This is a genomic window from Bradyrhizobium lablabi (assembly GCF_001440475.1).
Lineage (GTDB): Bacteria > Pseudomonadota > Alphaproteobacteria > Rhizobiales > Xanthobacteraceae > Bradyrhizobium > Bradyrhizobium lablabi.
Window position 1 is genome coordinate 58,560 of the sequence record NZ_LLYB01000085.1, and the last position, 25,614, is coordinate 84,173.

Here is a 25,614-nt window from a genome sequence, read left to right on the forward strand (position 1 = left end):
TGGCCAAAGGAGCGCGAGCGACGTGCCCACCATCTATCCGTGTGCGCGCTCTNCGATGGTGGGCACGCGGAGCCTGTCATCGGGCGCGCATTCGCGCGACCCGTTGGCTTTTGCCCTCCCTACGCGTCGCCGACTGATTTGCTTTGTTCGCAAGCACAATTTCAGGCGGTAACATGTGACAAATCAACCCGGCGAGCAAATCAATTCGGATTTTCAGAAATCGTGTCAAGTGCCGAAATCAAAAATATTCCGCTTTCGTTCTCACGCAAATCAGCAGCATAACTCCGCTTGTCTCGCCGCGGATGAGGGGCGCTCGCGATCGTCACGAACGTGCGGTGAGATGCGATGGACGTGGATGGCGCGCTGGACGTGCGCGCCTGACGCGTACGGTGAAGTCGTGTGGTCCTGATGTTCGCGGTGCTGGCATCAAGTCCCGGAAGCGAGGCTTCTCGGGGCGACGGTGGCAAAAAAGCCGTTCGCCGGGGAGAGCACGTATAAGCCGTAAAGCCATTGCGCAGGGTAGGCCGGGATGCTTCCGCCGAACCTGTATGCTCGTGTGCGCATTTCCTAACGCACATTGCACACGAGACCGCGGGCGCGGCGCGCACCCGTCTTCCCTGCGCCCTCTGATCTCGATGAGGGCAAACAAGATGCAAACCTCGGGCGAATGGCGTCGCGAGAATGCCGCCTCATTTCCCGATTTCGCAACGCAGGCCGGCTTGCTGACGCAAGTGCAAAGCCCGGATAATTGTTATAGTGCCGCGACCGCGCACGAAGCGTCGCCGCTAAAGAAGCAAGAACGGGGAAGCGCATGACCGGGGAGATCAAGCCGCATTACGAGGTCGTCGTCGTTGGCGCCGGCGTGTCAGGCATTTACCAGATCAAGCGGCTGGCCGATCTCGGGGTGGATGCTCTCGTGCTCGACGCCGCCCCCGATCTCGGCGGGACCTGGTACTGGAACCGCTATCCCGGCGCGCGCTTCGATTCCGAGAGCTATACCTACGGCTATTCGTTCTCGAAGGACCTGCTCAACGAGTGGCACTGGAAGGAGCGCTTTTCGGCGCAGCCGGAGAATCTGCGCTATCTCAACTACGTCACCGACAAGTTCGATTTGCGCAAATACATGCGGTTCAACCGCAAGGTGGAAGCCGCGGTGTTCGACGAGGCCAGCCATCTGTGGCGGCTCAGGCTCGACGGCGGGTGTGAGCTCTCCTGCCGTTTCCTCATTCTTGCAGTAGGGTTGCTCTCGATACCGACGCTGCCGCGGCTGAAGGGCATGGAGGCGTTCAAGGGGCGGTCGTTTCACACCTTCAACTGGCCGCACGAACCGGTCGAGCTGGCCGGCAAGAAGGTCGGCGTCATCGGCACCGGCGCCACCGCGATCCAGGTGATCGGCGAGATCGCCGACAAGGTCGGCGAACTCACAGTGTTTCAGCGCCGCCCGAACTGGAGCGCGCCGCTCAACAACGGCCCGATCTCGGATGCAGAAATGGCCGATATCCGTTCGCGCTACGACGAGATCTTCGCTGCCTGCAGGCGCACGCCCGGCGGTTTCGAGCACGAGCCCGACAGGCGCGGCTTCTACGAAGCGACCCGCGAGGAGCGCATCGCGCTGTGGGACAAGCTCTATGACGAGCCCGGCTTCGGCATCTGGCTGAGCAATTTTCGCGAGATATTTACCGACGAGGCGGCCAATGCCGAGTTTTCCGCCTACATCGCCGAGCGTATTCGACAGCGGGTGAAGGATCCGGCGACGGCGGAAAAGCTGATCCCCAGGGATCACGGTTTCGGCGTGCAGCGGGTGCCGCTGGAGACCAATTATTGCGAGGCCTATAACCGCGACAATGTGCATCTCGTCGACGTCAGCGAGACACCGATCGAGCGGGTCACCGAAACCGGCCTGCGCACCAGCGCGCAACACTATGAGCTGGATATTATCGTCTATTCCACCGGCTTCGACGCCATCACCGGCGCATTCGATGCGATCGACATCACCGGCGTCGGCGGGGTGAAGCTCGCCGAGCACTGGCGCGACGGACCCTCGACCTTTCTCGGCATGATGGCGCACGGCTTTCCGAACCTGTTGATGCCAACCGGACCGCAGAGCGGTTCGGCATCGACGAATTTTCCGCGCGGCATCGAGAACGGCGTCGGCTGGTGCATGGGCCTGCTCGCCCACATGTGGGATCGCGGCCATACGTGGGCCGAGCCGACGGCGGAGGCGCAGGCGCGATGGACGGCGCATGTGACCAAGATGTATGCCATCATGCTGATGCGCAAAGCCAAGTCGTGGTTCACCGGCTATAATTCCAATATCCCCGGCCACGAGCACGGCAAGACCCGCTACCTCGTCTATAATGGCGGCACGCCGAAATATGTCGCCGCCATCACCGAGGTTGCAGAGAAGGGGTATGAGGGGATCGTGTTCGATGCGCAGGTAATGCCTTCGGCGGCGCATCGGCCGCAAGCATCGAGGGCGAGCTAAATTGCACCTGAATTTCGCGTCGCCGGTTTGTGGCGCGAAATCCGGCCAGCACCGGCCGCTTCGCAGGAAAGGCCATGCGCAAGATCTCGATTCATGGCTGGATTGAACTCCCGTCGCCGCAATCGTTCGACGGCGCGACCGCGACCGTGGGGCTCGATGACGTGACCTTGATCGACGCGTTGTCGACGCGGATTGCAGAGACCGTGATCGAAGGGATCAGCGGACGACAGGATCGCATTCCCTTTCATTTGGAAGCACGCTGGGATTTCCGCGCGCGCGACAGCTATGTGCTGGCGGCGGAAATCCGGCGTTCGGGTCGGGGGCGCGCTGGTCCCGGCGACTTCCTGACGACGGTTGCCGTGCCCTGGACGGTCGAGCGGACCGATGGCAATTCGGTGCCGGTTACCCGGATTTGAACGCGGGGACGTGTCGAAGCGCCGATGTCGACAAGGTCATGTCCAGTGCAATCACAAGCTCGCCGAAAACCTGCGCGATCCGCTCGAGCTTTTCCATCTCGGCCGCCGGGACTTTCAGGCTGGCTTCGCCCTGGGAGGCCAATCTTGCGTAGGTCTTGGCGCGATCGGCCAGATAGCCGATACCGGAACGAAACAGCGGCGCCCCCGACTTCGGAATATCCAGCAACAGCTTCAGCGCGTCCGCGTGCCGGCCACTGCGCGCCAGATACTCGATGCGAACCGCGAGCGCGTCCGGTAGCCAGGGATGGGAGGCAACCAGATTGCCGGTCCACTCGTTCAGACCTTCGAGCTGGTTGGCGCGTATCAGCACGTAGGCGCCGAGTATTTCGCGAAGAGGGGATTGCTTCTTCGTGGCGTAATAATCGGGCCGCATGACCAGCGTGCTCGATATCGACCGCGCCTCGGCCGCCTTGCCATTCTCGACGAAGTCAAGCAGCGAGTTCAACTCGCCGTGGTGAAGATCGAACTCAAGGGTCAGCTTGTCCGTATCGAGGTCGAGCGACCATTTGACCGTTGTCGAGGTGCCTTCGTCGACCGGCACGGCGAAATAATTGTACCGATTCGACCTCTCGATTTCGATCCAGACCGCCTCGCGCGAAAACGGAATGTCCAGGCTCGACCGCGTGGTAGGCTCTCGCTTGAGCGGGACCTGGGAGCCGGTACCGGGGATCCTGTCGGCCAGCCAGTTGCCGCGAAGAATCGCAAACGACTGCCTGAAGAAATACTGCGTGACTGGGCGCGAAATCTCCCAAAGCGAATCCGAAAGCGTGTTCGAGGTTTCCAGCTTGGCAGGAAAGGCGGCATCCGGGCACGCGATGTTGAGCTGCCTGCTCTCGCCAGGATTAACGACGACGTCGTCGACCGTGGACTGGTCGCCGTTGGGCAGCGTCGCGGTGACGTAGTAGCGTCCCGGCGGCACTTCCAGGCTATCGTCGCTGACCCCGCGCGCCCTGAGCACGAGCTTTTCGTCGCGCACCTCGATCGGCAAGGCTCCGCTCCACCTTCGGTTCGCCGGCGTGTCGAGCTTGAACGTGAGGGTTGCTTTTGGATCGGCCATGACAACTTTCCCAGGCGAGGCTCAGTTCGGGGGCCTGAGCAGCGATGTCAGATTGTGCGTCCACGGCGGCAGCATCGGCTTGTTGAAAAGCCGCAATGGCGAACGAAACGGGTTCGACGTCAATCGTCCCGCGTTGACTTCCACCTGATAGGCTCCTGCCTTGACGGTGAGATCGAACTTGGTCTTGGCGCCGGGGTTGCATCCGGGAACCGCGATTTTGTCCTGATCGAGAACGCCGATGGTGCAGGGCAGACCCAGAGCCTCCGGTTGAACCTCGACGGATATATCGATGTCCGGCGGGCCGGCCAGATACCGGATAACTGGCGAGCCGACCAGGCTTCCCATGGTCACGAGCGTCCCGAGCTTGTTCTTGTTGTAGTAGTAGTCCAGCGCGTTCTTGATCGTCACCGCCGTCACCGACCACTGTCCGGTGACAGGGTCCGGTTCTTCGGCGGCGCGCGCGAAGGCCAGCGTCAGCGCCTGGGAGAAATGGCTCGGCTTGCGGCTGCGTCCGAGCGCAATCGCGCCGTCGACGGTGCTGAATACCATCGGTGCTGCCCGCTCGTCCTTTTCACTGAGCTCGATTCCAAATACCGCCGGAACTGTAGGATTGAGAAAGGTCCTCAGCTTTGCGTTTCGGTCCATGCAGGCATCGATGAAGTAGAACTGCGTCCGCGCGATATCGGGGCGCGTTGCCGTCGGTGCCATGCCGCTTTTCACATTGTGCATTTCGAAGCACTCGTTAAGCGGCGCGGCGCTGGTCAGGAAATCATCGAGCATGAGTACGGAATCGTCGGATCCGCGCTGCGTCCCGTGGCCCGCGAAGTAGAAGAACGTCATGTCGTCCTTGTTGACCGAGGCGTCCTTGCGCCACTGGCCTGCGAGTTTGGAAAACGCATCCCGGCTGGCGCGGGTGGGCGTTGCGTTGGCGAGCCGGGGTTCGACCTGCACTTCGGCCGGCGACGGCGACAGCAACAGCCGGACGGTTTTCAGCGGCAACCGCAGGCCGGTCGTCGTGATAAAATCGAAGATCTTGAAGGCCGAGAGCGCGGGCGAGGAGAGCTTGTTGAGCTTCCACGTCTCATCGGAGGACGGCTCGCCGGCGTCCGGCAGATTAAGGTAATCGCTGACGCCGACGATCAGTGCATGAACGCCGGCGCCCGCGACATCGTTGTTGACAACCAGCCCCACCGGTCATCTCCTCACGACTTGATGAGCTTCTTTACCGAAGCGATGTCGCCAGCGCTCAGTTTCTTGCGCTGCCCGATCTCGACACCAGCCTTCTTTGGAATGATCGTGTCCTCGCCAGTCGCGCTGAACGCGTCGCGCGGATAGTGCATGATGGAGCCGTAGTCGTAGGCGAGGAGGTCCATGCCATCCTGAATGTGCTGATCGAAATTGTGCCGGGCATTCTGCACGACCGCGTTGAGCTTGACGGTCACGAATTGATCGCGGTCCTTCCTGCTCTGCTCGTGCCAAAGCCCGACCGTGTGGCCGATTTCGTGAATGCAATTCCCCGCGCTGCAGGCGCCGCCCAGGATTACCTCCTGCCGGCCGCCGCGCCGGCCGACCGAGGATGCGCAGCCGTTCCCGGGACGAAACACGACGAAATCGCGATGGGCAGGATCGGTCGCCTTGCGTTTCACGAACCTGATCGGCGTATTGTCTTCCCAGTGCTTGATCGCATCGAGGACGCGCTGCTGGTTCGGCAGATTGGGATCGATCTCGAACGGAATCGTGTTGTTCTTCCAGCGGAACTGGGTGCCGACGATTCCGGTGCCGAAGGATTCGACGCCTTCCTCCTTGATGCCCGGATTGTCATCCACGAACTTCTTGACGGCCTGCGCCTCGGCCACGGTTCCAAGAATGATGCATCCTTCGAACACCGCAAGACCGTCGACTGCGGCGTAGGTGACCTCCTTCCAGCCCGTGTCGAGCGGCTTGATCCAGGTCGTATCGGTCGTATCGCTTGTCAGAAATCCATCAGCCATAACAGTCTCCCATCTTGAAAACGGGTCAGGCGGTAATTCGCCAAATGTGCTAGCGGGTGCAGTATCCAAAGAGTTCGAGTTACAATTGCTAAGCCGTCAACTAACAGAGGCAGGTCTCCTAGCCGTAGTAATCACGCCATGACATCCGCACCATGCCCGGCGGCGTCTCTTCGCCGTCGCGCGCCACCGTCACCGGCGGATCATCCTCGATGAAGGCGCTGGCGCGGTTCTCCCAATCAAACTCGAAGGCGTTCTGGTAGTAGGTCGCGATTTCCTTGTTGAAGATGATCAGTCCGGCATCCCGGTTGCGCAGCACGCCGTCGCCGGACCAGTTCGCGCTGCTGACCAGCACGGTCTCGCCATCGACGATGATGCCCTTGTTGTGGATGCTGCTCTGGCTGCGGAAAACGGTTTCCTTGAAGCCGGATTCCACGAGCTTCCTGATCTTGTCGGCGGCGCCGTTGCTGCCGACGATGATTCTCATGTCGAAGTTCGGGCGGTTGCTGAGCTCGGCGAGCTTGGCGAGCATTTCGGTAAATTTCTTGTCGATCTTCTTGTCGCTGAAGGTGATGTAGGCGTACTGCAGGAAGATCGATCGCTTGGCGCTGCCGATTAATTCCATGATGCGCCCGATGTAGTTGTCCGGCGTCAGGACCGGCGCGACCTCGAATTCGCCGGGCTTGGTCGGCAGGATTTCCGGGGCAATCGGTGTCGGCGTATCGGCGACATCATCGGCGTCGAACAATGTCTCAACCGGCACGAATACGTCCGGCAGCCGCGGGGTGGCCTGCGCGTCCAGCACGGCGCCGTCCTCGCCGGCTTCCGCCTCCGCCTTCGAATCATCGCGGTCGTGCTTGATGTAGCGCTCGAAGACCTTGGCCAGCCTGTCATCCTCGACGATGACATGCCATTCCCGGTTGCCCTTGCTGTACATCCCTTTGGCCTGGGAAGGGGTTCCGATCGGGTCGATGTTCGGCTGGCTGCGCAAGCTCCAGTTTCCGCTGGACAGCCAGAATGCGCTGGAGTCCCGGACTGCGACCTTCTCGTGATAGGCGCTGGCGAAGCGGCGCGAGGCGCCGCACTGCACGATAAAGCCGTCGAGATTGTCTTTCAGCGAATTCCGCAGCTTGGTGCGGATCTTGGTCTCCGGCTCCGTCATGCCGTCGTCCCAGGTCAGCACGACCTGAAGATCCTTGTCGCGTACCGTCTCGATGAAGCTCTTGGCGATATAGTCGGCATTGAAGTCATACATCGCGACGGAAAGCGTCTTTTTCGTCGCCTCGAGGAACGGACGCAGCACCGGCCAGCCGGCGTCAGGACCGATGTGGCAGAGAATCGGCTTCTTGAGCTTGAACGTCGCGTTGATCGGGTTTCCGGTGATCGGCTTGTAGGTGAGGCCGGTAGTCGAAGCCGCCACGCTGTCGGCGATGGGCTGATCGCTCATCAGCGTCATGACCTGCCGCAGCGGGTCGGCTTGCATCACGCTGACGCGGTAAGGCCCGAGCTGGCGCGGCACACGCTCTTCCGGCAGCACGCTGGCCGGCGGCTTCTTGTGGGCGACGTAGACGATGACCGCCGGCTCCTTGTGTACGGTGCCATCGATGATCGGAAAGCCGGGCTCGGCGGAGACAAATCCATCGACCGCGGTCAACTGCGCCATGTTGGCGTCGATCACGGACTGCACCTTGTCCTTGGTGGGTTGATCGAGGAAGCGCATCGTTCCGGTCCCTCCGGCGTCAAATGAGTTAATTGCAATGGCAGTCGTGGTTTCTGATTTCAAAAGGTGCGTACGGCAGTTGGTCGATCGCTTGCGCTGCGTGTCGCTGCCGCAGGCGTAGCGACAAACCGTTGTGTCGCCAGAGAAAAATTCGGTGACCTGCAATCACTCTGAGCACGGAGATACACTCCGACGTGCGATGCCTTCGGGTTGCTACTTTGCCGAACCGGCGACTATCTGTCAGTGAAGCACTTCACAGACCAGCTCAGAGGTTGCGAAGAAGGAGGGCGAGCACATCGCGTTCGATGCGCTCCCTGCGACGGTATCGTGTGCAGGTGATCGCCCGTTCAGGCGCCGCGCTCGGTATCCGTCAATGCGTCCGCAGCAACCGCCGCGGATGAACGCCGTCGACATAGCCCATGAACGGCGGATGGATCGAGTAGCCGATCAGCTCGCGTGCGCGCTCCGGCAATTGGCTGGCAAGATCGGCGGGGACGGCAAGCGCCATGTTCTCGAGTTGCCGCACCCAGCCGACGCAATATTGCGGGGTAATGATCAGGCGCGGCCGGTCCGACCGGTTGGCGCCGCCGCGGTGCCACAGCGTTCCCTTGGTGATCGCCAGCGATCCGGACGGCATGATCAGCTTGATGGCGTCCGTTCGATTGCCTTCATCATGCTCGGCTTCGTTGGTGAAGTGCGCGGGCTTCACCGCGCCCTCGATATACTGTCCGTCCCAGAGATGACTTCCCGGAATGATTTCGGTAGCGCCGTTCTGCTCGGTCGTATCGTCGATCGCCCAGAACGTGGAGATGCCGAGCGCCGGACGGGGCCGCGGTATCTTGACGCTACTGTCGTCGAAGTGCCAGGGCTGCACCGTCTCGCCGGGATGAAGGTTGATCGCGAGCATGGCCGACAGCAGGCAGCTTTCGCCGAGCTCGGCTTCAACAAAGGCCAGGGCGAGCGGATGGACCACGAGTTCGGCGAACACCGGCGACTTTGCCAGCAGGGCATACACGCGGTTGGTCTTGGTGCCTTCAAAATCGTTGCGGCCGAGCAGATCGCGCGCCAGGTGCGGCGCCAGCGCCGCGCGGATTTCTGCGACGCGGTCGGGCGCAAGTACGCGCTCGAAGATCAGGTACCCGTTGCGGTCGAACTCGTCCTTCAACGAGGTGAATGAACGTCCCTGGAGCCAGGGCGAAACCTGCTCCGCTGCCGCTGCCATCGGCGCTCTCCCTTGCCAGCCCGGTCAAGCCGGGCTTCTTGGGAGCATCATACGCCTCTATCGATAGCTTTCACGGGATTTCTGGGAGGCCACTGGGTGCGGAAATCATTCCCGCGGCGAGAAGGCGTAGCGGAACGTGCAGCTTGGCGCACCCTGCATCAGGGTCTGGTCGCGGCTGAGGCTGACCTCGCTGCCTCCGGCGTCGACGATGTCGAAATCGGTGGCGCAGACGAGCAGCGTGCCGAGCTCCGGCTCGCCGAGCGCGCGAAAGAATTCCGCAAAGCGGCAATGCGTGACGTCGAATTCCAGCGCCTCCTTGTCTTGCCGGCGCATTTCCACCGTGACTTCCCGTTCGCTGACGTCGGCAAGCGCGGTGTGCATCGCCGCCCATTTGCGCCGTGCGCTGCCCTCGACGCGAGCGCCGACGTCGGCGAATAGTTGCTTCGACCAGTCGCGCAAGGCCTGTTTGACGATCGCGTCGGCCTTTTCCTTGCCAAGTTCAGCGCGCAACGCCCGCAGCACGGGCACGAGGACTTGGGCCTGGATCCGCGTCTTGTCCAGCAGCGATAGACGGGGATCGACCATGTAATCGTCGAGGACATTCATTGTTGCCTCCTTGCCGAGATGGGGCTGATTACTCCCGCAGCTCGGTCATAAAAACCTTTTGCGCGATCTGCCAGCGGTCGTCGATCTTCAACAGTGACAGTTGATCGGTAAAGAAGCGCGGCGGGATTGCGCATTTGAGCTTGACGTAAGCCATCGTCGGGCCGACGAGGTCGATCGACAATATCTCGTCGTGTCGCGTCAGGCCGCGCTGCTTTGGCGATTGCCGGTTCTTGACGTTGTTCAGCCAGATGTCGCGCGGCGTGATCGTCAGTTCACCGCCGTCGTCGATGCTGGTCAGTGCGCTGGTCGGATGAAAGGCGCTCGCAATCTTGCTCGCGTCGCCCTCGTAGAGGCCGTCCAGATAGGACTGGATCACGCCTTCGATATTTTTGACATCGTCCGTGCTGGTCATGAGGCCGCTTTTTCCGTTTTTCTCTTGAGGAGCGTCCCGGCGACGACAAACGAAATCAGTTGAGCGGTCAACGTAGAAAATCTAATCCATGACAGGCTGCAGGTCTCCTGACATGCTTGGAGCTGGGACAGCCAGACTGGATCGAGAATGGTTGCCAGCGACACCTATGCCGAGTTTCTGCGCGAGCAGCTTAGCCCCCTCGGCCGCGTCACCCTGCGGCGCATGTTCGGCAAGACCGGCGTGTTCTGCGACGGCGTGATGCTGGGCATGGTGACGGAAAACACGCTCTATTTCCGGGTCGATGACCAGAACCGGGAGACGTTCAAGGAGGCTGAGGCGTTTCCGCCGCTCAACTATGCGAAGCAGGGCGAGACCATCGACCTCGCATTCTGGCGCGTGCCGGAACGGCTGTTCGACGAACCGGACGAATTCATCATGTGGGGGCGCGCCGCGCTGGCCGCGGCCCACCGGGTTGCGGCGAAGCGGCCGGCGCCAAAGCAGGGCAAGGCGCCGCGGCGGCGCAAGCGGCCATCCTGAGCGGTCCAACCTTTGGGCCGCGCAGAGGAAAGATCATTGTCGCGTTGCGCGCTTATCCCGCCGCAGCGTTGACCGCTATCGGCGAGGCGTCGCCACTTGCTTCCAGCTTCCGCGGCAACCCGGCAAAGCCGCGCAGGGCTTCCGCCATCTTCACGCGACCGCTGACGCCGGTGATCACCACGTCCACCATCATCAGGGAGGAGTGGATGTGACCGCGCGCCTGCAGTTGCTCGACCGGGATGCCCGCGGCAGCCAGCGCCTCGGCATATTCGATGCCTTCGTCGCGCAGCGGGTCGAACTCGCAGGTTGCGACAAACGCCGGCGGCAGGTTCGCCAGATTGCCGCGCAGCGGCGAGGCCCGCGGATCGGTGCGGTCGGCGGGCGAGCAATAAATGTCCCAGAACCAGAACATCAGCGCGCGCGTCAGGAAATAGCCGACCGCATTCTCGGTGTAGGAGGCGCGGTCATATCTGCAATCGGTGACCGGGCACACCAGGAGCTGGCCTGCGATCTCTGGCCCGCCGCGGTCGCGCGCGAGCTGGCAGGTGACGGCGGCAATATTGGCGCCGGCGCTCCAGCCCGCGACCAGCACCGGTCCTGGCCCGCCGCCGAGTTCAGCCGCGTGTTCGGCGATCCACTTTGTCGCCGCATAACCATCTTCCGGTGCCGCCGGGAAGCGATGCTCGGGCGCATGGCGATAGCCGACGCTGACGACGATCATGCCGCTGCGCCGGCAGATGTCGCGGCAGAACGGATCGTCGGATTGCTCGTCGCCGAGCACCCAGCCGCCGCCGTGGAAATAGACCACGATTGGATGCGGGCCGGGCGTAGCCGGACGGTAGAGACGATAGGGCAGCAGGCCATCGGCGCCGTGCAGCACGCCGTCGCCGACTTCGCCGACCGGCCGCCCCGCGGGACGGCCCTTATTGAATTCGGCAAGGAAGTCGCGCGCGCCCTGGGCGCCGAGCGACTCGATTTGCGGCAGGTTCATTTCCGCCAGCATGCCGAGCACCAGCCGCACATCCGGCTGCAGGCGAACCACCTCGCCATCATTGCATTGCTCGGCAACGTTGGGGCCGGTGAGCCTGAAGCCCAGCATACCGCGGCTGACAACCTCGTTGCAGATGCCGCGGTAGGGACCGACGCCGCTGGTATAGGGCATCAAGGCCTGCGCCTTGCCGGGAACGTTGGCGCCGGTGTACCAGGTGTTGGCCAGCCGATGCAGCGTCAGCATCGAGCAATCGGCCATGTGCTGCGCCCAGCCGGCCTGCGCGGTTTCGGTTGCTTCCATCGTCGTGAAGCCAGCGTCGCGCAACGCCGCCAGGCGATCGACCACCCAGTCGACATGCTGCTCGATCGACACCGCCATGTTCGACAGCACCGACGGGCTGCCGGGACCGGTGATCATGAAGAGGTTGGGGAAACCGGCGACCGTGAGGCCGAGATAGGTCTGCGGTCCCTGGGCCCAGACGCTCGACAGGGATTTGCCGGCGCGTCCGGTGATCGGATGCACCGCCATGATCGCGCCGGTCATGGCATCGAAGCCGGTTGCGAACACGATGACGTCGAGATCGACGCTGCGCTTGTCGGTGACGATGCCGGAGGCGGTGATCGCCTTGATCGGCTCTTGCCGCAGGTTCACCAGCGTGACGTTGGGACGGTTGTAGGTCGCATAGTAGTTGGTATCGAGGCACGGGCGCTTGGAGCCGAATGGATGGTCATGCGGGCTCAGTGCCGCAGCCGTATCGGGGTCCTTCACCACGGCGCGGATCTTCTCGTGAATCAGCTTGCCGATCAGCGCGTTGCCATCGAAATCGGCGGCCTGGTCGGCCCAGAGTTGGGTCAGGATGTGGACGAGATCGCCGGCCGCCCATGCTTTCTCGAAGCGCTCGCGGCGCTCGGCATCGCTCAATTGCCAGCTCACCGCCATTTCCTGCGGATACGGCACGCCCGCGAGAGACCAGCGCGCCTGCTCGCGATAGGCGGCGCGGTCAGCCTCAAAGTAGGTCTTGCGATCGTCGGGCGCCGGACCGTTATGTGCGGGCAACGCAAAGCTCGCCGTGCGCTGGAACACGGTGAGATGCGCCGCCTGCTCCGCGATCAGCGGAATCGACTGGATGCCCGATGATCCCGTGCCGATCACGGCGACGCGCTTGCCGGCGAGATCGACGCCATCATGCGGCCAGCGTCCGGTGAAATAGATCGCGCCCTTGAAATCCTTGACGCCGTCGATCTCCGGCGGCTTTGGCGTGGAGAGGCAGCCGGTGGCCATGATGTAATAGCGGCAGGATACATCAGCGCCGTTGTCGGTTGTGAGTTGCCAGCGCTCGCTGGCGTCGTCCCAGTTCGCGGCCTTGACCCTGGTGTTGAAGCGGATGTCGCGACGGAGGTCGTAACGATCGGCGACGAAGCCGAAATAGCGCAGGATCTCCGGTTGCGTCGCGTATTTTTCCGACCAGGTCCATTCGCGATCGAGTTCGGGATCGAACGTGTAGCTGTAATCCATGGTCTGGATGTCGCAGCGTGCGCCGGGATAGCGGTTCCAGTACCAGGTGCCGCCGACATCGCCGGCGTCCTCGATCACGACCGCCGAGAAGCCGGCCTTGCGCAGCCGATGCAGGAGATAAAGGCCGGCGAACCCCGCGCCAACGACGGCGACATCGACTTGCTGCGTCGTGCCGCTGTTCGTGGTTTCAGAAGAACGTGCTGCGACCGCTGCGTCTGGCATGCCACTCCTCCCATATGTTTTATTTCGAGAGAGGCTACGCCCGCATATTCAGTTTGTCATCAGGACATCTACAATCATTGGATGTTTCTTGCAGGGGCGCTCTGCCGCGATGGATTTCGAATTCTCCGCGTGAAGCAGCGACCTACGCGTGACGCTTTTTCCTAACCGCGCTTGCGCCGTTCGCTCGGGCGGCGTCGCTCGACTGCGACAGCCGTCCAGTTCGGGCTGAAGTGGAGCGTGAAGTCGCGAAAACTCTCTACCGCGGGCGAAAGCGATGCGCTGTTGCGCACGAACATCGCGATCTTCCATCGGACGGTGGGTTGCGTGAGCGGCAGGAACGTCAGTCCGAAGCCGCGCACCAGCGGCTCCGCCATCGAGGGGCAGATCACGGCGCCTTGTCTCACCCGCAGCATCGACAGCGCGGTGTTCACCCGGTGTACGGGCACCAGCTCCTTCGGGTGATGCCGGGGCGGTACATTGCTCAATACATTGATGGCGATGTTGGGCATGTAGTTGAGCAAGGGCCGCTCGCGGAGATCCCTCCAACTGATCGACTTGCCCTTGCTCAGCGGGTCATCGCCGCGCAGCGCCACCCAGAGCGGGTCGGCGCAGATCATGTGCACCTCGACCTGATCATCCGGAACGACGCCGGCCGGTCCGAAGCCGATATCGGTCGAGCCGTTCTGCAAGCCCGCGAGTACTTCCTGGATCGGCACATCATCGAACCGGACGTTCACACCGGGATGGCTATCATTGTATGCGGCGATCAGCTCCGGCAGCAGCGTGCAGGATAGCGTTTCCGGCGCCGCGACACGCACCACACCGCGGCGAAGCTCCTTGAGATTGGTCAAGCTCTCCAGCGCCTCGTCCAGGTTCGACAGCACGCGCCGCGCCATCGGCGCAAAGGTCTCGCCGACCGCTGACACCGACACTCTTCGCGTGGTGCGGTCCAGCAGGCGGACACCGACGCGGTTCTCCAGCTCCTTGATCAGCCCCGAGAGCGCGGCCTGCGACAGGTGCATCGCCTTGGCGGCGTCCGAGAAGCTAGCGGCCTCCAGCACGGCTACATAGGCGCGCAACTGCCGCAGTGTCACGTCCATCGCCATGCCGGGCCTCCAGTGTCGTCGTTCGATATTCATAGGCCAAGCTTATCAATTGGTAAAAAAATACACATTGTTCGATAGAAGGTGCCTCTCTATCGTTGCAACTTCGAAGACACTAGGAGCCCGGCGATGCAGCGATGCGATCGCGCCAATGCGGCTCGATGAAATGGGACGGATACGCCGGGCTACGCCGCACTTTGAGGCGGCGCTTCATCCCAGGAGGCATTCATGAACGTCACACGCCGAACGCTGCTGGGGACCATTGCCGCCGGAATTGCCGCAGGTCCGCGCTTTCCCGCGTTTGCCGAAGGCGATTGGCCGTCACGGATCGTGCGGCTGGTGTCGCCCTACGGAGCCGGCGGGGCAAGCGATATCTCGTTGCGCTTTCTGGCCGAGCAGCTTGGGCGCGGTCTGAACCAGCAGTTCATTGTCGAAAACAAGCCGGGTGCAGGTACCCGCGTCGCCAACGAACTGGTGTCGCGTGCTGCGCCGGACGGATACACCTTCCTTTATGCGGCAGCGCCGTTTGCGACGGCCGAAGCCTTGTTCGAGAAGCTCAACTACAACCGCAAGGACCTGCAGCCGGTGGCGATGGCCGTCATGGCGCCGTTGTTCCTGGTGGTCAATGCGCAGGCACCTTTCAAGACCGTTCAGGAACTGATCGCCTATGGCAAATCGCGGCCCGAAGGCCTGACCTTTGGTTCTCCGGGCGCAGGCTCGCAACCCCATCTGGCCTCGGAGTTGCTGTTCCGCGACGCTGGCGTCAAAGGCCTCATCGTTCCCTTCCGAGGTGACAACATGGCCTACACCGAATTGCTGGCGAGCCGCCTTGACGCCACATTGACCGCCATCAGCACAGCCTTACCACATATCCAAAGTGGCCAGTTGCGTGTGCTGGGTGTGGCGTCGGCCGAGCGCAGCCCGATTTACCTGGAGGCGCCGACCCTGCGCGAGCAGGGGCTTTCCAACGTGATCGCTTCCGGCTGGTACGGCTTCATGGCGCCGACGGCAACGCCGGGCGCAATCGTCGATCGCCTGCAGACAGAAGTCATTCGTGTCCTTGCCGATCCCGAGGTGAAGCAGAAGCTGATCGTTCAGGGACTGGAGGCGCGCGCCGGCACCGCCGTCGAGTTCGGCAAGTTCATCGACGACGAAACCCGTAAATGGGGCGAGGTGATCCGCGCCGCCGGCCTCAAGGGGGAATAACGCTCAGTTCGCGTACAGCCCTTCGACGATCGGCAATCGCGCGGCGCGGACGGCCGGAAACAGTCCGCCGATCAGGCCGACGACCAGGGCGAGCACGACGCCTTCACCGATCAGCCAGGGACTGAGTTTGAAGTCGAACACCACCTGGGTGAAGTTGCCGCCGAGCGTCGAGGCGGTGACGCCATCGAAGATCAGATAGGTGGCGGCGGCGCCTAACAAGCCGCCGATGACGGCGAGCAACAGCGACTCCGCCAGCGTGCCGACAAAGGCGGGAAAGCCGCCGAAGCCGATTGCGCGCAGCGTTGCGATTTCCGTGGCGCGTGACGCCACCGACGAATACATCGTGTTGAGCGCGCCGGCGATGGCCCCGAGCGCCATCGCGATCGCCAGCGGCCAGCCGAGCTTCTGGATCAGATCGGTGGTTTGCGACGCCTGTTCGGCGAAATAGCTGGCTTCGGATTTGACGTCGAGCTTCAGCCGCGGATCGGTATCGCTGTGGTTCTTGAGCTCGCTCAGCGCGGCGGGCCCGGTCAGGCGCGCGCGCACGGTCTGGACGATGTTGTTGCGGTTGAACAGGCTCTGCACCACATTGAGATCGGCCCAGATTTCGGATTCGAACACGCTGCCGCCGGCCTCGAACACGCCGACCACGGTCCAGCGCGTGGCGCCGAACGCCACCGTAGAGCCGAGGTCCAACCCGTCGAACTCGCGTAGCAGCGCCTTGCCGACCACGATTTCGTTGCTGCCGCGGCTGAACATGCGGCCCGAGGTGATGGCAATGTCCTTGCGCAACGCCATGCCCTGTTCGCCGATCCCGCGCAGCGGCAGGTTGGCCTTGGTCTTGGTCGTGCGCTTGATGCCGTCGACCACGAGATAGAGTTCCGGCGAGATCAGGGGCTTGCCGTCGGCACCGCGTGCAATGCCGGGCGCGTCCTCGATCAGCCGCACCTGGTCGCGGCTCACCGTGCTGTTGATCTCGGCCTGGGAGCCGGCCCGCAGCACGATGGCGATGTCATCGGCGCCGGAACCTGCGATGGTGCGCTGGAAGCCGTTGGCCATCGCCAGGAAAGCGAGCAGCACGATCACCACCAGCGCGATCGCGATCACCGTCGAGAGCGACAACCAGCGTCGCTGTGCGATGCTCTTGAGATTGATTGATGTGACCGCCGCCACCTGAAGCCAAAGCGAACGCATGCCTATCCCCGTCCGAGCGCGGTTGCGATTTTAAGCCGCATGGCGTTGAGCGCGGGGATGATCCCGGTGATCAGCCCAAGCGCGATCATCAGCGCCAACCCCTGTAGCATGATGGTTGGCGATACCGCAAAAGCGGGCGCGACGTTGGTGAGGCTCGCGCGCAGCGCCATCGCGATCAGGGCGGCAATCGCAAGGCCCGGCACGCCGCCGAGCAGCGCCAGCAGCACGGACTCGCCGAGCACCATGGCGAGGATACGCGGGCCTGAAAATCCGAGCGTCTTCAGCACGCCGATCTCGCGGGTGCGCTCCCGGATCGACAACGCCATCGTATTGCCGACGATCATCAGAATGGTGACGAAGGCGGCGCCCACCACCAGGAAGACGATCAGCGCGATATTGCCGAACTGCGCCACGAACGCCTTGCCGAACGCCTTTTCGGTGTCGGTCGAGGTCTCGGCGGTGGAATTGGCGAACATCGCGTCGATCGCTTTCGCCACGCGATCGTTGTTCTCGGGCGAAGTGGTCTGCAGGATCATCCAGCCGATGGTGTCCTTGCCGAAACTGCGGGTCTCGTCGAAATAGGCGTACTGGAACAGGAGGAAGTTGGTGTCGACGTGCTCGACCTTGCCCTTGACGATGCCGGCAATGGTGAGGTCCCAGGTGTGTCCGCCGCTCTTCTGGCTGAAGATGTTGCTCTGAACGGGAATGCGATCGCCGATCTTCCAGCCCCACTTCTGCGCCAGTTTTTCACCGACCAGTGCGCTGCCGCGGTCACGGGTGAAGGCCTGAAGCTGTTCGGGCGGAACATCGAATTCGCTGCGATAGACGTCGAAATAGGTTGATGGTTCGATCGCGAGCGACATGACGAAGTTCTTCGGGTCCTGGTAATAGCCGCCGAACCAGTTGGCGAAGGTCACCTGCCGCACCCCTTCCACCGCCCGCACGCGGTTGTAGTAGGCGATCGGCAACGGCTGGGTGAAGTTGATCTTGTTGACGGTGATCATCCTGTCGGCGGCGGCGCGATCCTCACCCAAGGTGAAGGCGCGATGGAATCCGGCGAGCACGCCGAAGATCATGAAAGCGATCAGGATCGACACGATCATCAGGCTCGCGCGCAATTTGCGGCGGAACAGGTTTTTGCGTACCAGGTCGAAATCGTTCACGCGGCAAGCTCCCGTTCGACGAAGCGGCCCTTGTCCAGATGCAGGACGCGCTTGGCGTAGTTCGCCGCCGCCGGGTCGTGGGTGACCATGACGATGGTCTTGCCGAGCTCGCCATTGAGCAGTTGCAGGATCGACAGGATTTCGTCGGCGGACTGGCGGTCGAGGTCGCCGGTCGGCTCGTCGCACAGAAGCAGGTTCGGATCCGAGACGATGGCGCGCGCAATCGCCACGCGCTGCTGCTGGCCGCCCGACATTTCACGCGGACGGTGTTTTGTGCGATCGGCGAGGCCGACAACGGAAAGCGCGGTGTGAACGCGCGCCGCGCGCTCCTTCTTGCTCAATCTCGTGAGCAGTAGCGGCAATTCGACGTTCTGCGCCGCCGTCAGCATCGGCATCAGGTTATAGAACTGGAAGATGAAGCCCATATTGGCGGCGCGCCAGGCCGCAAGCTCGCCCTCGGAAAGGCCGTCGATGCGGTGGTCTGCGACGGCGATCTCGCCGACATCGACGCGGTCGATGCCGCCGAGCAGGTTGAGCAGCGTGGTCTTGCCAGAGCCCGACGGTCCCATGACCGCAACGAAATCGCCGCGCGGAATCGCCAGGTCGAGATGATCGAAGATCGAGATCGTTTCCTTGCCCTTGGTGAAGCGCTTGCTGACGCCGGTAAGGCGAACCATCGGATGTTCGGCAGTCACGTTAGTCTCCTGTCGGAAATTATGGCTGGCGCTAGTTCGCGGCGGCCTCTTTGGCGCCGTTGGCCCTGTCGTTTGCCTTGCCGTTTTGCTTGGCTTGCAGAAAGTTCACCTTCACCGCCATGTCGGGCAGGATGCGCGGATCCTTCTTGTCGAAGCGGATGCGAACTTTCACGGTGGCCTTTTCGCGGTTGGCGGTTGGCACGATCGCGATCACGGAGGCGGGAATGGTCCAGTCCGGATAGGCATCCAGTACCGCGTTGACGGGACCGCCGGGGCTGACGCGGCCGATGAAGGCCTCGTTGACGTCGACCTCGATCTCGATCGAATCCATGTCGACGATGGTGCAGATACCGGTTCGCGTAAAGCCGCCGACCGACATCGGCGAAATCATCTCGCCGGGCTGCGCGCTGCGGTCGATGACGACGCCACCAAAAGGCGCCCGGATCTGGTGCTTGTCGAGCAGCGAGCCGCTGCGCTTGGCGTCGATCTTGGCAGTCTCGAACTGCGACTGCGCCTGGCGCAACTGCGCGCTGAGCACGCCGACGCGCGCCTGCGCCTTGGTCAGATCGGCCTCGGTGGCAAAATTCTTTTGCGAGAGTGTCTGTATGCGCGTCATGATCCGGGTCGCGTCCTCCAGATCGGCGGTGATCGCGGCGACAGCAGCATCGGCGGTCTCGACGCGCGAGCGCGCCAGCTCAAAATCCTTTTCGGCCAGTACGCTGTCGAGCCGCGCGACGATCTGACCCTCGGTCACTGTCATGCCTTCGTCGATGAAGACCTCGACCACCTTGCCGGTGATCTCGGCCGCCACCGTCGCCTTGCGCCGCGCCACCACGTAGCCGGAGGCCGCCAGACTGCCGGCCGTTTTGTCGCTTGTTGGGGCCGGCTGCGGCTGAAGCTGCACAGTCTGCTTCTGTGCGGCCGGCTGCGGCGCGGTCTCCTTCGGCGTGTCTTGCCGGCCCAATTCGTAAGCGGCAAAAGCTGCAAATCCGACGACGCAAATGGCAGCCGCCGCCGCTAGCGGCAGCCAGCGCCGGCCCGGTCGCTCCACCTTGTCCGTGCTGCGATCAATGGTCAGCGACCGCAGCAATTTGCTCTTGTCTTCGCTCATCGTTCATTTCCGTCCGACGGCACGCGCGAGAGCCAGGCAGGCACTCGTTTTCGACGAGGTGATTTTCTCGGATTGGAAGCCTTATAGCGACGGCGGCAATTCTTGCAACCAGCAAGCGTGTTTGGCGCCGCGCTGTTGCCGGCTGTTGCCAGCGGGGTTGTTTGGCTCAGGTGCCTGCCGGTTTAGATGCGCCCAAAACCCGGCGAAATTTTGCAGCCGGGAACCGGCCGCCGGGCTCAGGCGCGGCGTTCAATCGATCGCGATCGCCACCTTCCCGAAATGCGTGCCGCTTTCCATGTGGGAAAAGGCCTGTTTCGCCTGGTCGAAGGAAAAGGTCCTGTCGATCACCGGCTTCATCTTGTGAACCGCTGTTGCCTCCACCATCGCCTTGAGATCCTCGACCGATCCGACGGTGACGCCCTGCAGCCGCTGCTGCTGCATCACCATCAAGGGGAGGCGCGAGTTGGACGGCGGCGGGCCGGCGAGCACGCCGATGAAGGCGATGGTGCCGCCGATCCTGACAGCCCGGATCGATTCGTTCAGCGTGCCGATCCCGCCGACTTCGACGACGAGATCGACCCCCTGGCCGCTCCATTCGCGCGCCTTCTTTCCCCAATCGGGCGTCGCCTTGTAGTTCAAGGTGAAGTCGGCGCCGAGCTGCTTGACGCGTTCGATCTTGGCGTCGCTGGAGGAGGTTGCAATGACGCGCGCGCCGCACATTTTGGCAAATTGAATGGCAAAGAGCGAAACGCCACCGGTGCCTTGCGTCAGTACGGTTTGGCCGGGCTTCAAGCCGCCGAGCTTGACGACCGCGCTCCAGGCCGTGACGCCGGCGCAGGGGAGCGCGGCGGCTTCGATGTCGCTGAGATGCTCTGGCGTTCTGACCAGCGCATGTTTCGGAAAGATCCGATACTGCGTGAGAACGCCGTCCACCGAGCCGCCGAGCGCCGCGCGCATCTTGGCTTCGCTCGGTTCTCCGCTGAGCCAGCTTTCGAAGAAGCTGCCGATCACGCGGTCCCCGGCTGCGAATTCCCGCACGCCCGGGCCGACCCGCTCGACGACACCTGCACCGTCCGAAACCGGCACCAGCGGGAATTTCTGGCGCGAGCCATAGCCGCCCTTGACGGTGAGGAGATCGCGATAGTTCAGCGTTGCCGCCTTGAGCCGGACGAGCACCTGGCCTTCGCCGGGCTCCGGCACAGGCTTGTCCACCAGGGCAAGTCCATCGATTCCGTTCGGTCCCTGCAGCTCATAGCACTTCACCGGGAATCTCCTTCGGCACGCTCCAGTGAGCGCCATATTGCCGCAAATGTTCCGGTTCCGCCACGCCCGCGCGTTAGAACCGCGCCGCCATCTCGGCCAGCCGGCGATGCGCAGCTTCGCGCGCCGTGCGGATCGGCTCGGCCGGTCCGGTGGTCGGTCCGATCGGCACGAAGCGCACGTCGTTGACGCCGACGAAGCGCAGCACCTCGCGCAAGTATGGGGTGGCCATGTCGATGCGGCCACGATTCATGCCGGTGACGAAATCGCTGCCGCTGGCGAGGATCACGACCGTCGGCCGGTCCTTGAACAGGGGCAGATAGCCTTGCGCGGGATCGAAGCGGAATGCGAGGCCGGGCTGCGTGATCACATCGATCCACTGCTTCAGTTTGTAGGGGATGCCGAAATTCCACATCGGCGTCGAGATCAGCACGCGATCGGCGAGGGCGAAGCGGATCGCGATGCGCTCGGCGACGGCAAAGGCGTCGCGCTGCGAGTCCGTAAAAGCCCGGCCGTCGATGCGGGCGTATTTGGCTTCCAGCACATAGTTCTCGAATTCCGGCAGGTGATCCCGCCACAGGTTCATCACGTCGATGTCCCAGTCCGGCCGCGCCTGGCGGAAGCGGTCGATGAAGACGCGCGCGCCGGCGAAGGATTCCGAGTCGGCGCGCGGCGAGCAGCTCAGGTGAAAAAGCTTTGGCATGGCCGGGCGTCGCTCATCCCAATCCCCTGATCACCGCGTCGGCATTGGTGACGACGGCAACGTTCTGCATGGCAAAATTGATCGAGGCGTTATGCCAGTCGGCGTTCATCGTCGAGCAGCAGTCTTCGGGCACGATCATGAAGTAGCCCTTGTCGGCGCCGGTGCGGGCGGTGTGCTCGATCGACATGTTGGTCCAGGCGCCGGTGTTGATGATCATGTCGCGGCCGGTCGCCTTGAGGATGGTCTCTAACCGCGTGCCCTCCCAGGCGCTCATCCGCATCTTCTCGACGATGAAATCACCGGCCCGCGGCTCAAGCCCCGGCACCGGTGCCGCGCCCCAGCTCCCGCGCACCATTGCGCCGCTGTCGACCAGCCCTTCGAACAAGGGCGCGTTGAGCGTGACGCCGGGCGCGCCCGGCTCGACGATAAACCAGACATGGATGATGACGACGCCGCGGGCGCGCGCGGCTTCCGCAAGGCGGCGGACATTTTCGACCACGCGCTGCTGCCGCGCGTGGCCGGGCGAGCCGGAATCGGAGAACGCGCCGCCTTCCATGATCACGTCGTTCTGCAAATCCTGAATGATCATCGCGCAGCGCCGCGGATCGAGCTGCATGTCTCCGGTGGCTAGTTGAGGCGAGGCGGGTGGAGCGGAGGCCGTGTCGGGGCCCGTCGAAGCCCGGCCGCTCATATAAGGCTCGTGGCGCGGCCCGGCCTTGACCGGGATTGCGTAGACCGAATGGGTTGCGGTGAGATAGAGCGTGCGAAAATCGGGACCGCCCCAGGCGAGATTGGCGACGAGTTCGGGCACGCGCACCTTGCCGAGCAATTCGCCTGATGGCGAATAGACCCAGACGCCACCGGGCGCCGTGACCCAGACATTGCCGCGCTGATCGCACTTCATGCCATCGGGCAGGCCGGGCTCGAGCTCGGAGCGAATGCCGCTGGCGAAGACGCGCGCATTGGACAGCGAACCATCGGCTTCGACGTCGAAGGCGCGGATCAGCGCCTGCACGGTGTCGTTGACGTAGAGCAGGCGTTCGTCGGGCGAGAAGCAGAGGCCGTTCGGCTGGTCGAACAGATGGCGATCGACCACGAGTTTGGGCGGACCGCCGCCGGGTGGCACGCGAAAAACGCCCTGGAAGCCGAGCTGGCGCGGCCGCTCGACGCCGTAGACCGGCATGCGGCCATACCAGGGATCGCTGAAATAGATCGCGCCGCTCGAATGAACGCAGACGTCGTTCGGGCTGTTGAGCTCCTGGTTTTCGAAATGCGACGCGATCACCTCGCGCCTGCCGTCGGGGCGTTCACGGATCAGGGACGAAGTGGCGTGCTCGCAGACGATCAAATTGAGCTCGGCGTCATAGGTCATGCCGTTGCATTTGTTCGAGGGACGCTTGACCTCGACCACGCCGCGCTTGGCATCCCATCGCCGACGGACATCGCCGGGCATATCCGAGAACAGGAGATAATGATGCGTCGGATGCCAGATCGGCCCTTCCGTGAAATCAAAACCGGTGCCGACCTGGCCGACCGGCGCATAGGGGTCGATCAGGGTTTCGAACTCCGGGCGCAGCGTCACGTGCGTCATCGGTCCGTCCTTCTCTCGCGTCAGGCCGGGAACCAGTTGCGCTGGGGCAGGCTCTGCACCACAGGACCGGGCACCTGATCGTGCAGGCGGCCGACCACCATGCCGCCTTCGATTTTTGCCGGCCGGTCATGGACCGGGAGCAGATAGCGCGAGTTGCTCAGCAGTTTTTTGATCGCGGCCTTTTCCGCCCGCTTGCTGGTGCCGTGATTGCCTGTGGTGCGCGGTTCGGCGTCGTGAATCTCATGGAAGGGCGTGACGATCTGGTCGTTAAAGTCGTAGATCACGTCGCCGCAGATGGTGGCGATGCCATCCGCCGTATGGACATGGATGTTCATCGAGCCTTCGGTATGGGCGTTGGCGGCGTCGCAATAGACGCCCGGCATCAGCTCAATCGGGCCGGTCACTTCGAGATCGAGAAATCGCAGCGCGCTCTTGGTGTGCAGGCGGTCGATCAGATGCTTGATGTCGGGCGCGGGATACTGCGGATGCATCAATCCGGAGACGGAATATTCCAGTTCCTTGCGATTGAGCACGACTGTCGTGTTCATTGGAAACAGATCGTCCTTGCCGGCGTGATCGATATGCAGATGGGTGTGGCAGACATACCGGACGTCGCCCATGCGCACGCCGTGGCGCGCGAGCTGGTTTTCTATCATGTTCTCGTGGAATTGAAGCCCGCGCATGCCCAGCGTTTCCATGATCTGGTTGGAGCGGTAGCCGGTATCGATCACAACCGGATAGGGGCCGCCGACGATCAGAAAGCCGAGCGTCAGGACACGGCGGGTGCGGCCGCAATCGCGGCCGAGCACGAGAAAGCTCGATTCCAGTTCGATATCCCCGTAGTCGAGGATCTTGATCTCAAGCGGCATCTGTTCCCTCCCATATTCTTTTAATTGTCGGTGCGCGCCGTCATCGGTCGAGCCGGTAGACGCGCGTCGCTGTCGTTCGCAGAACGGCGGCGCGCTGATCGGCGGCAAGCGAGCCTGTGGCGACGAGAAAGGCGTCGATCAGTTCGCGATACGTCGTCCAGAGTTTTTCGATCGGAAAATTGGAGCCGAACAGGCAGCGGTTGGCGCCAAAGATCGCCACGGCATCGGCGAGGATGCCGGCGATGTGAGCGGGATCGTTGCGGTGAATGAAGGTGCCGAGCCCGGAGAGTTTTGAGACGACGTTCGGGCAGGTCGCGAGCCGTGTCATGCCGGCGCGCCAGGCGGACCGGCCCTGTGGCGAAAGGTCTTCCAGCATGCCGGCGTGCTGCAGGATGAAGGTCACGTCGGGGCAAGCCTCGGCAAGGCCGGCGGCATCCGTCATCTGCGGCGCGAACACCTGCAGGTCGAAGCTGAAACCGTATTCGGCGAGCCGCGCGACGTTACGGCGGATCTTGGGATCGGCGCAGAGATCGGGCCGGGCCGCAAAGCGATAAAGCGGATTGTCGTGCCAGTGCAGCTGCATGCGCACGCCGCGTACCAGCGGATAGTGGGCAAGCCGATCGAGCTGCGGTCGGACGTCGTCGATGTTGAAATCGGCATAGGAGACGATGGCGTGCGGCCAGCCATGGTCTTTCGCCGTCTCCTGCACCCAGGCGGTTTCGTCCTCGAAGCGGTCGTTGGCCCAGTTGGTCTGCACATAGACCGAGCGCGTGACGCCTGAGCCTGTGAGGTCGCTGAGATATTCCTGGATCGGATAGTCGCGCCGGATCGGCTCGTAGGGGCCGAAGATGCGCGGCTGCATCGGACCAACAAGCCAGGGCAGGTCGGCCTGACGCCAGATGTGATGATGGGCATCGACGATTTCAGTCACGCGGCCTTCCTTTGTCCAAGCGAGAGAACGTGCGAAACGATCGCGGCTGATGATCCGCCGTCGACCAGATCATCGACGAAGCGGCGGATGGCGATCAGCGCTTCGGTCTGCGGCTGAAAGCCCGGACCTGTGGCGAGCGGCGTCAGCCAGCTCAGCCGCCAGGCGCGCCGCGACAATTTGGCGACGGCATCGCGCAACGCAGATGGATCGCCGCGCTCAAGGCCGTCTGAGAGGATGATGACGGCGGCGCCGCGCGCATAGCCGCCGAACCGCGGCACGGCCAGAAACGCGTGCAGCGCATCGCCGATCCGGGTGCCGCCATCCCAGTCGCTGACCAGATGGGCCGCCGCAGATAGCGCCTGCTCGCGGCGCTTGAGACGAAGCGCGCGGCTGACGCGGGTGAGGCGGGTGCCGAAGGTGAACACCTCGACGTTGGGCGCCGCATGCACCACGGCGTGGGCGAGCTTCATGTTGTCGTCGGTGCGTCCCTTCATCGATCCGGAGACGTCGATCAGGAGCAGGACTTTACGCGGACGGGTGCGCCGCTTGAGGCGCCC

Annotated in this window: 23 protein-coding genes; 4 read left to right on the forward strand and 19 right to left on the reverse strand. The window is 63.0% G+C overall.

The window, feature by feature from the left end:
• Positions 1-811: 811 nt before the first annotated feature.
• Together CQ14_RS23880 and CQ14_RS23885 are read left to right on the forward strand one after the other, a co-directional pair.
• A complete protein-coding gene (locus CQ14_RS23880; protein ID WP_057860285.1) occupies positions 812-2,485 on the forward strand; it encodes a flavin-containing monooxygenase in 1,674 nt (557 codons plus the stop codon).
• A 74-nt stretch (positions 2,486-2,559) separates the two neighbouring features.
• Positions 2,560-2,901 carry a YbaY family lipoprotein gene (locus CQ14_RS23885; RefSeq protein WP_156435351.1) on the forward strand — a complete coding sequence of 114 codons (342 nt, stop codon included), beginning with the start codon at positions 2,560-2,562 and terminating at the stop codon, positions 2,899-2,901.
• On the opposite strand, the gene CQ14_RS23890 is transcribed toward CQ14_RS23885, so the two are convergent.
• The 7 genes from CQ14_RS23890 to CQ14_RS23920 all read right to left on the reverse strand — a co-directional run bounded on the left by CQ14_RS23890 (position 2,888) and on the right by CQ14_RS23920 (position 9,966).
• Positions 2,888-4,018, reverse strand: coding sequence for a carboxypeptidase-like regulatory domain-containing protein (locus CQ14_RS23890; protein WP_057860287.1), 1,131 nt, complete (start codon positions 4,016-4,018; stop codon positions 2,888-2,890). The genes CQ14_RS23885 and CQ14_RS23890 overlap by 14 nt on opposite strands.
• A gap of 21 nt (positions 4,019-4,039) precedes the next feature.
• A complete protein-coding gene (locus CQ14_RS23895; RefSeq protein ID WP_057860288.1) occupies positions 4,040-5,209 on the reverse strand; it encodes a caspase family protein in 1,170 nt (389 codons plus the stop codon).
• 11 nt (positions 5,210-5,220) lie between these two features.
• Positions 5,221-6,009 carry a Dot/Icm T4SS effector Zinc-dependent metalloprotease LegP gene (gene legP / locus CQ14_RS23900; RefSeq protein WP_057860289.1) on the reverse strand — a complete coding sequence of 263 codons (789 nt, stop codon included), beginning with the start codon at positions 6,007-6,009 and terminating at the stop codon, positions 5,221-5,223.
• Positions 6,010-6,127: 118 nt separating this feature from the next.
• Positions 6,128-7,726, reverse strand: a complete 1,599-nt coding sequence (locus CQ14_RS23905; RefSeq protein WP_057860290.1) for a phospholipase D-like domain-containing protein — start codon at positions 7,724-7,726, stop codon at positions 6,128-6,130.
• A 370-nt stretch (positions 7,727-8,096) separates the two neighbouring features.
• Positions 8,097-8,948 (reverse strand): phytanoyl-CoA dioxygenase family protein, encoded by an 852-nt coding sequence (locus CQ14_RS23910; protein WP_057860291.1) that lies wholly within the window; start codon positions 8,946-8,948, stop codon positions 8,097-8,099.
• A gap of 105 nt (positions 8,949-9,053) precedes the next feature.
• Positions 9,054-9,554, reverse strand: a complete 501-nt coding sequence (locus tag CQ14_RS23915; protein WP_057860292.1) for an L-2-amino-thiazoline-4-carboxylic acid hydrolase — start codon at positions 9,552-9,554, stop codon at positions 9,054-9,056.
• Between the two features lie 28 nt (positions 9,555-9,582).
• Positions 9,583-9,966 carry a nuclear transport factor 2 family protein gene (locus tag CQ14_RS23920; RefSeq protein WP_057860293.1) on the reverse strand — a complete coding sequence of 128 codons (384 nt, stop codon included), beginning with the start codon at positions 9,964-9,966 and terminating at the stop codon, positions 9,583-9,585.
• A 147-nt stretch (positions 9,967-10,113) separates the two neighbouring features.
• On the opposite strand from CQ14_RS23920, the gene CQ14_RS23925 reads away from it, so the two are divergent.
• Positions 10,114-10,503 carry a TfoX/Sxy family protein gene (locus tag CQ14_RS23925; RefSeq protein WP_057860294.1) on the forward strand — a complete coding sequence of 130 codons (390 nt, stop codon included), beginning with the start codon at positions 10,114-10,116 and terminating at the stop codon, positions 10,501-10,503.
• A gap of 52 nt (positions 10,504-10,555) precedes the next feature.
• On the opposite strand, the gene CQ14_RS23930 is transcribed toward CQ14_RS23925, so the two are convergent.
• Both CQ14_RS23930 and CQ14_RS23935 read right to left on the reverse strand, forming a co-directional pair.
• On the reverse strand, positions 10,556-13,231 hold the full coding sequence (locus tag CQ14_RS23930) for a flavin-containing monooxygenase (RefSeq protein WP_057860295.1): 2,676 nt from the start codon (positions 13,229-13,231) through the stop codon (positions 10,556-10,558).
• 161 nt (positions 13,232-13,392) lie between these two features.
• The gene (locus CQ14_RS23935; protein ID WP_057860296.1) at positions 13,393-14,337 is read right to left on the reverse strand and encodes a LysR family transcriptional regulator; all 945 of its coding nucleotides are present in this window, start codon (positions 14,335-14,337) and stop codon (positions 13,393-13,395) included.
• A gap of 225 nt (positions 14,338-14,562) precedes the next feature.
• On the opposite strand from CQ14_RS23935, the gene CQ14_RS23940 reads away from it, so the two are divergent.
• Entirely contained in the window at positions 14,563-15,540 is a 978-nt protein-coding gene (locus CQ14_RS23940; RefSeq protein WP_057860297.1) for a Bug family tripartite tricarboxylate transporter substrate binding protein, read from the forward strand.
• A gap of 3 nt (positions 15,541-15,543) precedes the next feature.
• Here the strand turns inward: CQ14_RS23940 and CQ14_RS23945 are convergent, their stop codons facing one another.
• From CQ14_RS23945 to CQ14_RS23990, 10 genes are all read right to left on the reverse strand, one after another.
• Complete coding sequence (locus tag CQ14_RS23945) at positions 15,544-16,734, reverse strand: ABC transporter permease (RefSeq protein ID WP_057860298.1); 1,191 nt, start codon at positions 16,732-16,734, stop codon at positions 15,544-15,546.
• 2 nt (positions 16,735-16,736) lie between these two features.
• Positions 16,737-17,897, reverse strand: coding sequence for an ABC transporter permease (locus CQ14_RS23950; protein ID WP_057860299.1), 1,161 nt, complete (start codon positions 17,895-17,897; stop codon positions 16,737-16,739).
• A complete protein-coding gene (locus CQ14_RS23955; RefSeq protein ID WP_057860314.1) occupies positions 17,894-18,574 on the reverse strand; it encodes an ABC transporter ATP-binding protein in 681 nt (226 codons plus the stop codon). The genes CQ14_RS23950 and CQ14_RS23955 overlap by 4 nt, the downstream gene beginning before the upstream one ends.
• 49 nt (positions 18,575-18,623) lie before the next feature.
• The gene (locus tag CQ14_RS23960; protein WP_057860300.1) at positions 18,624-19,703 is read right to left on the reverse strand and encodes an efflux RND transporter periplasmic adaptor subunit; all 1,080 of its coding nucleotides are present in this window, start codon (positions 19,701-19,703) and stop codon (positions 18,624-18,626) included.
• 249 nt (positions 19,704-19,952) lie between these two features.
• Positions 19,953-20,966: a zinc-dependent alcohol dehydrogenase family protein gene (locus CQ14_RS23965; RefSeq protein ID WP_057860301.1), complete on the reverse strand. Its 1,014-nt coding sequence runs from the start codon at positions 20,964-20,966 to the stop codon at positions 19,953-19,955.
• A 73-nt stretch (positions 20,967-21,039) separates the two neighbouring features.
• Positions 21,040-21,666: an FMN-dependent NADH-azoreductase gene (locus CQ14_RS23970; RefSeq protein WP_057860302.1), complete on the reverse strand. Its 627-nt coding sequence runs from the start codon at positions 21,664-21,666 to the stop codon at positions 21,040-21,042.
• A gap of 13 nt (positions 21,667-21,679) precedes the next feature.
• On the reverse strand, positions 21,680-23,257 hold the full coding sequence (locus tag CQ14_RS23975; RefSeq protein WP_057860303.1) for an isochorismatase family protein: 1,578 nt from the start codon (positions 23,255-23,257) through the stop codon (positions 21,680-21,682).
• Positions 23,258-23,277: 20 nt separating this feature from the next.
• Entirely contained in the window at positions 23,278-24,126 is an 849-nt protein-coding gene (locus tag CQ14_RS23980) for an MBL fold metallo-hydrolase (RefSeq protein WP_057860304.1), read from the reverse strand.
• A 40-nt stretch (positions 24,127-24,166) separates the two neighbouring features.
• Complete coding sequence (locus tag CQ14_RS23985; protein ID WP_057860305.1) at positions 24,167-25,057, reverse strand: amidohydrolase family protein; 891 nt, start codon at positions 25,055-25,057, stop codon at positions 24,167-24,169.
• On the reverse strand, positions 25,054-25,614 hold a 561-nt coding region (locus CQ14_RS23990), incomplete at its 5' end, for a VWA domain-containing protein (protein WP_156435353.1). The genes CQ14_RS23985 and CQ14_RS23990, both read right to left, overlap by 4 nt.